The sequence below is a fragment of the Streptomyces sp. 1114.5 genome, assembly GCF_003635085.1.
Classification (GTDB): domain Bacteria; phylum Actinomycetota; class Actinomycetes; order Streptomycetales; family Streptomycetaceae; genus Kitasatospora.
The window spans coordinates 2,508,602-2,520,857 of sequence record NZ_RBXE01000001.1; the positions used below are offsets into that span (position 1 = coordinate 2,508,602).

Sequence of the window (12,256 nt, forward strand, 5' to 3'; positions counted from 1 at the left end):
GAGTGCGATGAGATGAACGTGGTGCCCGGGCGCCGACCGGACCGTACGGGCCGCGGCCGGCGCCGGAGCGGGCGCGGGGCGGGTCAGCCCCGGTCGGCGCCGAGCAGCGCCTGGACGGTGCGGGAGGGGCTCGGCCGGCCGAGGCGCGCGGCCATCCAGCCGCTGGTCGCGACCAGCGCGCGCAGGTCGACGCCGGTGTGGATGCCGAGGCCGTGCAGCATCCAGACCAGGTCCTCGGTGGCCAGGTTGCCGGTGGCGCTCTTCGCGTACGGGCAGCCGCCCAGGCCGCCGGCCGAGGCGTCCACCGTGGTGACGCCCTCGCGCAGCGCGGCCAGGGTGTTGCTGAGTGCCTGCCCGTAGGTGTCGTGGAAGTGCACGGCGAGCCGGTCGGCCGGCACCCCGGCCGAGGCGAAGCCCGTCAGCAGGGCGCTGACCTGGCCCGGGGTGGCCACGCCGATGGTGTCGCCGAGGCTCAGCTCCGAGCAGCCCATCTCCAGCAGCTGGACGCCGAAGCGGACCACCTGGTCGACCGGGACGGGCCCCTCCCAGGGATCGCCGAAGCACATCGAGAGGTAGCCGCGGACCGCGATCCCGGCTTCGACGGCCCGCGTCACGACCGGACGGAACATCGCCATGGCCTCGTCCGCCGAGCGGTTGAGGTTGCGCCGGGCGAAGGTCTCGGTGGCGCTGGCGAACACCGCGATGTCGGTGGCGTGATGGGCGAGCGCGCGGTCCAGGCCGCGCTCGTTGGGCACCAGAACCGGCAGCCGCAGGCCCGGGTGGCGCTCGGGCAGGCCGGCGAGCCGGGGCATCAGCTCCTCGGCGTCGGCCAGCTGCGGTACCCATTTCGGGTGAACGAAGCTGGTGGCCTCGACGGTGCGCAGGCCGGCCGCCGCGAGCCGGGCGATGAACTCGGCCTTGACCTCGACCGGCACCAGGGAGCTCTCGTTCTGCAGCCCGTCGCGCGGCCCGACCTCGTGGATCCGGACCTCCTCGGGCAGGCCGGGGGCGCGGACCGGGTCGGGCAGGCCCAGGTCGAGGGCATCGGGCTCGCGGGCGGTCACGACCGCACCTCCGCGGGCTCGGCGGGAGCGGCGTCCGGTTCGGCCGGGGCGTCCCTGGCCGTGGCTTCCTCCGCCGGGGCGACCACGACCAGCAGGTCCTCCATCGCGACGGTGGCGCCCGCGGTGACCCGCAGTTCGGCCACCACGCCGTCGTGCGGCGCGGCGATCACGTGTTCCATCTTCATGGCCTCCAGCACGAGCAGGGGCTGGCCCTTGCGGACGGTCTCGCCGGCCGTGGTCTTGACGACCGTGACGGTGCCGGGCATCGGGGCGGTCAGGGCGCCGTGGTGCGCGCCGGCCCCGGCGGCGCTCTCGACGGCCGGGTCGTAGCCGTGCAGGGGCCAGGCGTCGCCCTCGACGCCGAGCCAGGTCACCGGGCCGGCGGCGAGGCCGGGGGTGGTGTCGGTGGCCAGCGAGAACGTGGTCTGCAGGCCGTCGACGGTCAGGTGCAGCCGGTCGCCCGCCAGGGTCGCGCGGGCGCGGTGCACCGCTCCGCCGTCGAGCCGGAGCTCCACCTCGCGGGTGAGCCCGACGGGATTGTCAGTGGCATCGGCTACGTTGCCGGCAGTGATCGAACGGATGCGCACCGAGACCGGGTCCTGGCCGGGGGTACGGAGTCGGTGGGTCGTCCAGGCGGGGGTGCCGCCCAGGCGCCAGCCGGAGGGAAGGGAGAAGGGGTCGGTCCAGTCGCCGGGGGCGGCGGCCGGGGTGAGTTCCAGGTGCCGTGCCAGCGCGGCCGCAAAGTAGAGGAGGTGGGAGGGCGACGGCGGTTCGGTCGCCGCGGCGTCGGTTCCGTCCCCGGGGTGGGCGGGCGTCGCGGTCCCGGCCGGGGCGGTCGCGTTGGCGGGGGAGTACGGCGCGGTGAGCAGGGCCGGCTGCTGCCGGGCCGTCTGTTCCACCAGGCCGGTGTCCAGTCGGCCGGCGACGACCTCGGGGTGTGCGAGGAGCCGCCGCAGGAAGCCGGTGTTGGTGGTGACGCCCAGGATGCGGGTGTCGGCCAGCGCGGCGCGGAGCCGGCGCAGCGCGGTCGGGCGGTCGGGCCCGTACGCGATGACCTTGGCGAGCATGGGGTCGTAGGCGCTGGTGACGACGGTTCCGGGGGCGACTCCGGAGTCGACGCGGATGCCCTCGCCCCGGGGCTCGTCCAGGGTGAGGATGCGGCCGCCGGTGGGCAGGAAGTCCCGTTCCGGGTCCTCGGCGCAGATGCGGGCCTCGATGGCGTGGCCCAGGAAGGAGATGTCGGACTGGGTGAAGGTGAGCGGTTCACCGGCAGCGACGCGCAGCTGCCACTCGACCAGGTCGAGCCGGGCCGAGTCGGCGCCGACGGCGACGGCGAGCTCGGTGACGGGGTGTTCCACCTGGAGACGGGTGTTCATCTCCATGAAGAAGAAGTCCCGCACCCCCTCGGCGGCGGAGGGGGCGTCCGGGTCGATGCCGGGGACGATGAACTCCACGGTGCCGGCCCCGGTGTAGCCGCAGGACTCCGCGGCACGGACGGCCGCGGCGCCCATCGCGGCACGGGTCTCGGCATTGAGGAGAACGGAGGGAGCCTCTTCGATCAGTTTCTGGTGGCGGCGCTGGAGGCTGCACTCGCGCTCGCCGAGGTGGACGGTGGTGCCGTGGGCGTCGGCCAGCACCTGCACCTCGATGTGGCGCGGCCGGTCGACCCAGCGCTCCAGCAGCAGGGTGTCGTCGCCGAAGGCGGTGCGGGCGACGCGGCGGGCGGCGGCGATCTCGGTGGGCAGGTCGGCCCGGTCCCGCACGAGGCGCATGCCCTTGCCGCCGCCGCCGGCGGACGGCTTGAGCAGGACGGGGTAGCCGATCTCGTCGGCTGCGGCGACGAGATCCCCGTCGGTGGGCGCGCTGGCCTGGCTGCCGGGGACCACCGGGACGCCCGCGGCCCGGACGGCCTCCTTGGCGTTGATCTTGTCACCCATCAACTCGACCGCACCGGGAGGTGGTCCGATGAAGACGAGGCCCGCGTCGGCGCAGGCGCGGGCGAAGCCGGGGTTCTCGGCGAGGAAGCCGTAACCGGGGTGGACGGCCTGGGCGCCGGTGCGGCGGGCGGCGGCGAGGATCTGGTCGGTCCGCAGGTAGGTCTCGGCCGCCGAGCTGTCACTGCGGTCGGCCGGGCCGAGCCGGACCGCGACGTCCGCCTCGCGGACGTGCGGAGCGTCGGCGTCCGCGTCGCTGAACACGGCGACCGAGCGGACACCGAGCCGCCGCAGGGTGCGGATCACCCGCAGGGCGATCTCGCCGCGGTTGGCGACCAGAACTGTGTCGAACATGGGAGGCGTTCCTCCGGGTCGAGGGGAGCCGTACGAAGGAGGTGGCGGTGGGCGGTCGGCGCCGGCCCGGGGCAGGACCGGCGCCGTGGGTGTCACCCCGGTCCGTGGGTGCCACACCCGGAAGGGAGGGGGCAGGACCGGGGCAGGGGTGACACCCGGGCGGCGTCACATGCGGAAGACGCCAAACGGAGCGGGCGGTGCCAGCGGGGCGTTGGCGCAGGCGGTGAGGGCGAGACCGACGGCGGTGCGGGTGTCCATCGGGTCGATCACACCGTCGTCCCAGAGCCGGGCGGTGGCGTAGTAGGCGTTGCCCTGACGCTCGTACTGCTCGCGGACGGGGCGCTTGAACTCCTCCTCCGCCTCGGCCGGCCACTGCTCGCCGTGCGCCTCCAACTGGTCGCGGCGGACGGTGGCCAGGACGGAGGCCGCCTGCTCGCCGCCCATCACGGAGATCTTGGCGCCCGGCCACATCCACAGGAAGCGGGGCGAGTAGGCCCGGCCGCACATCGAGTAGTTGCCGGCGCCGTACGAGCCGCCGATCACCACCGTCAGCTTCGGGACGCGGGTGCAGGCGACGGCGTTGACCATCTTGGCGCCGTGCTTGGCGATGCCGCCCGCCTCGTACTGACGGCCGACCATGAACCCGGTGATGTTCTGCAGGAAGAGGAGGGGGATGCCCCGCTGGTCGCACAACTCGATGAAGTGGGCGCCCTTGACGGCCGACTCGGAGAACAGCACGCCGTTGTTGGCGACGATGCCGACGGGGTGGCCGTGGATCCGGGCGAAGCCGGTGACCAGGGTCGCGCCGTACTCGGCCTTGAACTCGGCGAAGCGGCTGCCGTCCACCAGCCGGGCGATCACCTCGCGCACGTCGTAGGGCGTGCGCGGGTCGACCGGGACGGCCCCGTACAGGCCCGCCGGGTCCACGGCGGGCGGCTCGACCGGGGCGAGCGGCCAGGGCTTGGCCGCGCGCGGGCCGAGTCCGGCGACGATCGTGCGGACGATCGAGAGGGCGTGGGCGTCGTCCTCGGCCAGGTGGTCCGTCACGCCCGAGGTGCGGGAGTGCAGGTCGCCGCCGCCCAGCTCCTCGGCGGTGACCACCTCGCCGGTGGCGGCCTTCACCAGCGGCGGCCCGCCCAGGAAGATCGTGCCCTGGTTGCGGACGATCACGGCCTGGTCGCTCATCGCCGGGACGTACGCGCCGCCGGCCGTGCAGGAACCGAGCACGGCGGCGATCTGCGGGATGCCCGCGGCGGAGAGCCTGGCCTGGTTGTAGAAGATCCGCCCGAAGTGGTCGCGGTCCGGGAAGACCTCGTCCTGCATCGGGAGGAAGGCGCCGCCGGAGTCCACCAGGTAGATGCAGGGCAGCCGGTTCTCCAGCGCGACCTCCTGGGCGCGCAGGTGCTTCTTCACCGTCATCGGGTAGTAGGTGCCGCCCTTGACGGTGGCGTCGTTGGCGACCACCACCACCTCGCGTCCGGCGACCCGGCCGATGCCGGCGATCACACCGGCCGCCGGCGCCGCCCCGTCGTACATCCCGTCGGCGGCCAGCGGGGCCAGCTCCAGGAAGGGCGAGGCCGGGTCGAGCAGGGTGTCCACCCGGTCGCGGGGGAGGAGCTTGCCGCGCGAGGTGTGCCGGGCGCGGGCCTTGGCGCCACCGCCCAGAGCGGCCGCGTCGAGCTTCGCCCGCAGTTCGGCCACCAGCGCCCGGTGCGCCTCGGCGTTGGCGAGGTAGGCCGCCGAGCCGGGGTCGACGGAGGTGCCGAGCCGGGGTGCCGGCGCGGCCGCTGCGGGTGTTACGGCACCCGCCGCTGCGCCGTTCGCTGCGCCGTTCACTGGGCTGAGCCGGGCGCCGGTGGCTGCGCCGACGGTTGAGATGACCATTCCCAAGAGCTCCCTTGCCCTCGGCACCGAGTGGGCGGCCCCGCTGCCGTGCCGGCCGCCGGTGCGCCCATGGAGTCCCACGTTAATTAACGTTAACTTACGCCGCCCAGGTTAACGGTCGATAACCCGACTGTCTACGATGGGCAGCATGCCGAACGTCCCCACAGCCTCCGCGCTCCCACGCCGCGACCAGATCCGCCGGGAGGCCGCGCGGCTGTTCGCCGCCCGGGGCTTCCTCGGCGTCGGCGTGGACGAGATCGGCAAGGCCGTCGGGATCAGCGGCCCCGGGCTCTACCGCCACTTCGCCGGCAAGGACGCGATGCTCGCCGACCTGCTGATCGGCATCAGCGAGCGCCTGTTGGAGGAGGGGCGTCGCCGGGCGGGCGGTGGCGACGGCCCGGCCGCAGCCTTGGACGCGCTGATCGGCGGCCACGTCGACTTCGCCCTGAACGACCGCGACCTGATCACCCTGCACGACCGCGAGCTGCTGAACCTCAAGGAGGAGGACCGCCGCACCGTCCGTCGGCTCCAGCGCGGCTACGTCGAGCTGTGGGTGGAGGTGGTGCGGCAGGCCTACCCGCCGCTGGCCGACCCCGCCGCCGAGCCGGTGGCCCGGGCCGCCGTGCACGCCGTTTTCGGTCTGATCAACTCGACCCCGCACAGCCTCGGCTCGAACCCCGGCCAGGGCGAGCGCTCGGGGCTCCAGCGCGACGGCATGGCCACGCTGCTGCACACCCTCGCCCACGGCGCGTTCGCCGCTGCCGCCAACGCGGCGTCGACCGGCGGGGCGTCGACCGGACCGGCATCGGCGGGCTCGGCGTCGACCGGCTCGGCGTCCGCGGGCGTCTGAGTCCGGTCTGCCCCTGCCCGTCCGGGATCGTTCTCCCGCCTTTTCCGGAGTCCTAGGCCCAAAGGACGGCCTCCGCCCGCCCCCGGCCGCTGGGCGTTCGGCGGCTGGTCGGCGACTCTGGAGGCGGGCGGCGGTCGACGGGTGCCGCGCGGGGGCGGGTGGTTCGATCGGGAATCACCGCAGGCCGCCGGCTGTTGGCCAGTCCGCCGGACCGGACGATCCGGGCCGTTCCGGGCCGCCCCGAATCCACCGGGGCCGGAAACGCCGTGGCGGCCACCCGACGAAATGGTTAGCATCCCTAAATATGCCTGAGACTCACGGATCCACGGTGGAGCAATTCCCGAGCGGCCCACCGGCCCCCGGCTCGACCCCGGCGGCCGGGCACGCGGCTGCCGAGCAGAGCGGCGCCAGCCAGACGGGCGGGGGCCAGACGGACGCCGACCGGACGGACCCCGACCAGACGGACGCCAGCCGCGCAGGCTGGCTGCGCCGCCTGGTCGGTTACAGCTGGCGGTCCCGCCGGAGCCTGCTGTTCGCGTTCGGCGCCTCGCTCCTCGGCATGGCCGTCACCGCGCTGGTGCCGCTGGTCACCAAGCTGATCATCGACGACGTCATCGTCGCCCACACCCGCTCGCTGACCCCCTGGGCGGTGGTGCTGCTGCTGGCCGCCGTCGTGGTCTTCGGCTGCACCCAGGTCCGTCGCTACTACGGCGGTCAGCTGGCTCTCGACGTCCAGCACGACATGCGCAGCGACCTGTTCCGCTCGCTCGGCCGGCTCGACGGCCACCGCCAGGACCGGCTGGACACCGGTCAGGTGGTCGGGCGCGCGACCTCCGACCTCCAGCTGGTCAACGGCCTGCTCTCGATGCTGCCGATGATGACCGGCTACCTGCTGATGTTCGTCATGTCGCTGGTTGTGATGGTCTGGCTGTCCCCGCCGCTCACCCTGGTCGCGCTGGTCATGGCTCCCGCGCTGTGGTGGGTCTCGGTGCTCAGCCGCAAGCGCCTGTTCCCGGCCACCTGGGCCGCCCAGCAGGAGGCGGCCGCCGTCGCCGGCGTGGTGGACGGCGCGATCGGCGGCGTCCGGGTGGTCAAGGGCTTCGGCCAGGAGGCCCAGGAAGTGGACAAGCTGGAGCGGGCCTCCCAGAACCTGTTCGCCGCCCGGCTCCGGTCGATCCGGCTCAACGCCCGCTACAACCCGGCCATGCAGGCGATCCCGGCCCTGGCCCAGGTCGCCGTCCTGGCCTTCGGCGGCTGGCTGGCCGTCGACGGCCAGGTCTCGCTCGGGACCTTCGTCGCCTTCTCCACCTACGTGGCGCAGATGACCGGCCCGGTGCGGATGCTGACCATGGTCATCACGGTCGGCCAGCAGGCCCGGGCGGGCGTGGAACGCGTCCTGCAGCTGGTCGACGAGCGCCCGGTGGTCCAGGAACGCCCCGACGCGCACACCCTGGACCTCGACCTCCCGTGCGAGGACACCGGGAAGGACACCACTGCGCAGGACAGCACGACCGACGCAACCACCCCGCAGGGAGCCACCCCGTACGGCAGCCCCGTCGGCCCCCGGACCCTCGACGTCGCCTTGGAGTTCGACCGGGTCGAGTTCCGCTACGACCCCGAGCACCCCGCCCCCGTCCTGCACGGCCTGAGCCTGAAGCTGGCCCCCGGCGAGACGCTCGCCCTGGTCGGGGCCTCCGGCTCCGGCAAGTCGACGGTGGCCCAGCTGGTGCCCCGGTTCTACGATCCGGCCGCCGGGACCGTCCGCCTCTACGGTCACGACCTGCGCGAGCTCACCCTGGACTCGGTCCGTGCGGCGGTCGGCATCGTCCCCGAGGAGAGCTTCCTCTTCTCCGAGTCGGTCCGTACCAACATCGCCTACGGCCGTCCGGACGCCACCGACGAGCAGATCGTCGCCGCCGCCCGCGCCGCGCAGGCCGACGAGTTCGTCCGCGCCCTCCCGGACGGCTACGAGACCAAGGTCGGCGAGCAGGGCCTGACCCTCTCCGGCGGGCAGCGCCAGCGAATCGCCCTGGCCCGGGCGATCCTCACCGACCCCCGGATCCTGCTGCTCGACGACGCCACCTCGGCCGTGGACCCGCAGGTCGAGGCGGAGATCCACGACGCGCTGCGCTCGGTGATGACCGGCCGCACCACGCTGCTGATCGCCCACCGCCGTTCGACGCTCCAGCTCGCCGACCGGATCGCCGTCCTGGAGCGCGGCCGCCTGCTGGACATCGGGACACACGAGGAACTCGAAGCCCGATGTCCCCAGTACCGGGCCCTGATCACCGACCCCGAGGCGGGACGCGCCGTCCTGCACCCGGCGCCCGGGACGCCGACCGAGGCGAATGCCGAGCCCCGAACCGGTTCCCCGTCCTCCTCGCCCGCCGGGCCGAGGCCGGACCCCGCCGCCCCCACCCCGGACCTCCCCACCCCGGTCCTCCCGGTCCCCGACCTCCCCACCCCCGCCCTGACCAAGGCCGCCCGCACCGCCGACCCCGACCTGCTGGCCAAGGTCGCCGCCCTCCCGCCCGCCACCGACACCCCGGCCGTCCCCCGCGCCGAGGCCGAGGCCGGAGACCCCGACTTCACCCTGCGCCGCCTGCTGCGCCCCTTCCGCGTCCCGCTGCTCATCGCCCTCCTGCTGGTCGCCCTGGACGCCGGGTCCGGCCTGGTCCTGCCGGTGCTGATCCGGCACGGCATCGACGAGGGCGTCCGCAAGGGCCTGATGTCCGGTGTCGCGGTGGCCGCGCTCACCGCGCTGGTCGTGGTCCTGCTGGACTGGCTGGTGCAGGGCGCCGAGAACCGGGTCAGCGGCCGCACCGGTGAGCGGGTCCTCTACACGCTCCGGCTCAAGATCTTCGCCCACCTCAACCGGCTCGGCCTGGACTACTACGAGCGCGAGCTGACCGGTCGGATCATGACCCGGATGACCACCGACCTGGACTCCCTGACGTCCTTCCTGCAGACCGGCATGGTCACCGCCGTGGTCAGCCTGCTGACCTTCGCCGGGATCTTCGCCGCCCTGCTGATCATCGACGCCGGCCTGGCCCTGGTGGTCTTCGCCGTGCTGCCGCTGCTGGTGATCGCCACGCTGGTGTTCCGCAGGAAGTCCAGGGACCAGTACGAGCGCTCCCGCGACCTGATCAGCGTCGTCAACGCCGACCTGCAGGAGAACGTGGCCGGCATGCGGATCGTCCAGGCCTTCCGCCGCCTGGACACCAACACCGACCGCTTCGTGGCGCGCGGCATCGCCTACCGCGAGGCCCGGGTCCGCGCACAGCTGTACATCTCGCTGTACTTCCCCTTCGTGCAGTTCCTCTCCAGCGTGGCCGCCGCGCTGGTGCTGATCGTCGGTGCCGCCCGGGTCGACGCCGGGACGCTGACGGTCGGCGCGCTGGTCGCGTACCTGCTCTACATCGACCTGTTCTTCGCGCCGGTCAACCAGCTGTCCCAGGTCTTCGACGGCTACCAGCAGGCCTCCGTGGGCCTCGGCCGGATCCGCGAGCTGCTGCGCACCCCGACCACCACGGCCGAGGCGGCCGACCCGGTCCCGGTGGCCAAGGGGCTGCGCGGCGAGATCAGCTTCGAGGGGGTCGGCTTCGCCTACAACGGCGGCGCCGACGGCGCCCCGAACGTGCTGACCGGGGTGGACCTGCACATCCCGGCGGGGCAGACGGTGGCACTGGTCGGTGAGACCGGCGCAGGAAAATCGACGCTGGTGAAGCTCGTCGCCCGGTTCTACGACGCGACGCAGGGCACCGTCCGGGTGGACGGGGTCGACCTCGCCCGCTACGACCTGGCGCAGTACCGGCACCGCCTGGGCGTGGTGCCGCAGGAGGCGTACCTGTTCGCGGGCACGATCCGCGAGGCGATCGCGTACGGCCGGCCGGAGGCCTCGGCGGCCGAGGTCGAGGCGGCGGCCCGGGCGGTCGGCGCGCACGACATGATCGTCCGGCTGTCCGGCGGCTACGACCACGAGGTGGCGGGCCGCGGGCGCAACCTGTCGGCGGGTCAGCGCCAGCTGATCGCGCTGGCCCGGGCCGAACTGGTCGACCCGGACATCCTGCTGCTCGACGAGGCCACCGCGGCGCTCGACCTGGCCACCGAGGCGGCGGTCAACCAGGCCGCGGACCGGCTCAGCGGCGGCCGCACCACCCTGGTCATCGCCCACCGGCTGACCACCGCCGAGCGCGCCGACCGGGTGATCGTGCTGGACCACGGCCGGGTGGTCGAGGACGGCACCCACACCGAACTGCTCGCCCGGGGCGGGACGTACGCCCGGCTCTGGCAGGCGTTCATCGCGGACGGCCACCCGGCGGTCGAGACCGTCGCCGCCGGGTAGGGCGCGGGGCCGCACGCTGCCGGGCGGGCCGCGGACCGCTACCCGACCGGCGCCGCCCCGTACCGCGCCGCCCGTCGGGCCCACGATCGCCGTCGGGCGGCACGGGCGGCTCGGGTGGCACGGGCGGGCCAGGGAAGCGCAGCTCAGGCGGCGATCAGCGAGGACAGCAGGCCGGACGGGTCGATCCCGTGTGGCAGTTCGCTGACCTGCCCGTCCCCGACCTCGACCACCCGCCAGCCGGAGCCGTCGGCCCGGCTGGCGAGGTCGGTGGTGACGAAGCGGCAGCCGAGCGTCCGGACCAGCGCCCGGACCTCGGTGAGGTCGGGATCGACCGTCCGGTGCGGGGCGTCCGGGTGCGGCCCGACCAGGACCGGCCGACCGTCCAACCACCACACCCGCGCCTCCACGGCCCGCCCGCCCGCACCCTGCACGTCCGAGGCATCCGAGGCATCCGAGGCGTCCGGAGCGCCCGAAGCGTCCGCAGCGCCAGCCCCGCCGCCGGGGCCCTCGAACTCCTCGTACCGCCGCAGCACCACCCCGCCGGTCAGGAACTCGCCCTGCAGTTCGACGAACCGTTCCACCACCCGTCCGACCGCCGCAAGGTCAGCCAACTCGGGTACGAAGCAGGCCTCGTGCCACTCGTGCTTGCGCGACTTCACGTAGTCCTTGACGATCGCCGGCCCGCTCCCGCCGAGCCGGGCCGCGGCCGCCGCCAGCTCCTGCGGTCCGGGTGCCGCCGTCCCGTCGGAGGGGATCCACGCGCTGGCCGGGGTCGCCCCCTCGAACACGCCGTACCAGCCGGGCAGTTCGTGTGCCGCTGCGTACCCGGGCGGGCTGGTCAGCAGGTTGCCGCCACGGGCGGCGAGCGCGGCGGCGAACTCGGCGTACCGGGCACAGGGGAGCATCCAACCCCGGTACCAGAGCGGGCCGCTGTCCTGCGGCACGCGTCGCACCGCCTCCTCGGCCCGGCCGGAGAGCAGCGCGTCATGGTCGACCAGGTGGTGATCGCCGCCCAACTCCCGCAGCAGCCGGGCCTCCCAGGCGAAGTGCGGGTCGGGCCGGCGCGGGTTGAGCGGATCGGCGGGGAAGATGATCGCGGGTACGGGCATGGCCGTCAGGGTACGGCCCGCGAGCCCGTCGGGCGCCCGTCGGACGCCGGACCCGCCGCGGGTCTCCGCGACGAATCCGCTCGACGCCCCGGGCGGCCGCTGCGAGAGTGACCCGATGCGAAATCTGCTGCGTCCCCGCAAGCGCGTACCCCGGCAGGCCGCCCGCACGGTGGTCCTGGACGACAACGGCTCGGTGTTCCTGCTGCGTTCGGACAACGACGAGGTCGGCGTCCACTGGACCATGCCGGGCGGCGGACTGGACCCGGGCGAGTCCCCGTGGGAGGGCGCCCGGCGCGAGCTCTGGGAGGAGACCGGCTGGACCGACCTCGAACCCGGCCCGCTGCTCTGCACCTGGGAACACGACTTCACCTGGCACGGCACCCCGGTGCGCCAGCACGAGCACATCTACCTCACCCGCGGACCGCACCGCGGTCCGGTCGGGGACGTCAGCGTGGTGCACGCCGTGGACCGCATCCTCGACTGGCGCTGGTGGACCCCGGCCGACCTCGCCGACGAGAACGCCGACGCGCTCTGGCCGCCCCGACTGCCGGAGCTGCTGGACGCCGTCCGCGCGGGCTGGGCGGTCGACGGACGCCCACCGGTGCCCGTCGCGCTCGGGTACATCCCGAACACCCCGGCCGTCCGCTGACCGCTGGCCGCTGACTGCTGACCACCGACCACCGACCACCGACACCGACCACCGACCGCTGACCGCC

Annotated in this window: 7 protein-coding genes; 3 read left to right on the forward strand and 4 right to left on the reverse strand. The window is 74.2% G+C overall.

Annotation, left to right across the window (positions count from 1 at the left end):
* Positions 1-83 precede the first annotated feature (83 nt).
* The 3 genes from BX285_RS11095 to BX285_RS11105 all read right to left on the reverse strand — a co-directional run bounded on the left by BX285_RS11095 (position 84) and on the right by BX285_RS11105 (position 5,236).
* Positions 84-1,064: a hydroxymethylglutaryl-CoA lyase gene (locus BX285_RS11095; protein WP_257032772.1), complete on the reverse strand. Its 981-nt coding sequence runs from the start codon at positions 1,062-1,064 to the stop codon at positions 84-86.
* Positions 1,061-3,352 carry a biotin carboxylase N-terminal domain-containing protein gene (locus BX285_RS11100; protein WP_121175030.1) on the reverse strand — a complete coding sequence of 764 codons (2,292 nt, stop codon included), beginning with the start codon at positions 3,350-3,352 and terminating at the stop codon, positions 1,061-1,063. Before BX285_RS11100 ends, BX285_RS11095 begins: the two co-directional genes overlap by 4 nt.
* A 165-nt stretch (positions 3,353-3,517) precedes the next feature.
* A complete protein-coding gene (locus BX285_RS11105; RefSeq protein WP_257032774.1) occupies positions 3,518-5,236 on the reverse strand; it encodes a carboxyl transferase domain-containing protein in 1,719 nt (572 codons plus the stop codon).
* A 148-nt stretch (positions 5,237-5,384) separates the two neighbouring features.
* Between BX285_RS11105 and BX285_RS11110 the strand changes: the two genes are divergently transcribed.
* Both BX285_RS11110 and BX285_RS11115 read left to right on the forward strand, forming a co-directional pair.
* A complete protein-coding gene (locus BX285_RS11110) occupies positions 5,385-6,086 on the forward strand; it encodes a TetR/AcrR family transcriptional regulator (protein ID WP_121177429.1) in 702 nt (233 codons plus the stop codon).
* A gap of 304 nt (positions 6,087-6,390) precedes the next feature.
* Positions 6,391-10,431 (forward strand): ABC transporter transmembrane domain-containing protein, encoded by a 4,041-nt coding sequence (locus BX285_RS11115; RefSeq protein ID WP_121175031.1) that lies wholly within the window; start codon positions 6,391-6,393, stop codon positions 10,429-10,431.
* Positions 10,432-10,574: 143 nt separating this feature from the next.
* On the opposite strand, the gene BX285_RS11120 is transcribed toward BX285_RS11115, so the two are convergent.
* On the reverse strand, positions 10,575-11,540 hold the full coding sequence (locus BX285_RS11120; RefSeq protein WP_121175032.1) for an ATP-grasp domain-containing protein: 966 nt from the start codon (positions 11,538-11,540) through the stop codon (positions 10,575-10,577).
* 115 nt (positions 11,541-11,655) lie between these two features.
* Between BX285_RS11120 and BX285_RS11125 the strand changes: the two genes are divergently transcribed.
* Positions 11,656-12,189, forward strand: a complete 534-nt coding sequence (locus BX285_RS11125; protein ID WP_121175033.1) for an NUDIX hydrolase — start codon at positions 11,656-11,658, stop codon at positions 12,187-12,189.
* The last annotated feature ends 67 nt before the right edge of the window (positions 12,190-12,256 follow it).

Coding starts and splice junctions, on each gene's coding strand:
- BX285_RS11100 (WP_121175030.1), bottom strand. CDS start 3,352: ATGTTCGACACAGTTCTGGTCGCCAACCGCGGCGAGATCGCCCTGCGG.
- BX285_RS11125 (WP_121175033.1), top strand. CDS start 11,656: ATGCGAAATCTGCTGCGTCCCCGCAAGCGCGTACCCCGGCAGGCCGCC.
- BX285_RS11120 (WP_121175032.1), bottom strand. CDS start 11,540: ATGCCCGTACCCGCGATCATCTTCCCCGCCGATCCGCTCAACCCGCGC.
- BX285_RS11115 (WP_121175031.1), top strand. CDS start 6,391: ATGCCTGAGACTCACGGATCCACGGTGGAGCAATTCCCGAGCGGCCCA.
- BX285_RS11110 (WP_121177429.1), top strand. CDS start 5,385: ATGCCGAACGTCCCCACAGCCTCCGCGCTCCCACGCCGCGACCAGATC.
- BX285_RS11105 (WP_257032774.1), bottom strand. CDS start 5,236: ATGGTCATCTCAACCGTCGGCGCAGCCACCGGCGCCCGGCTCAGCCCA.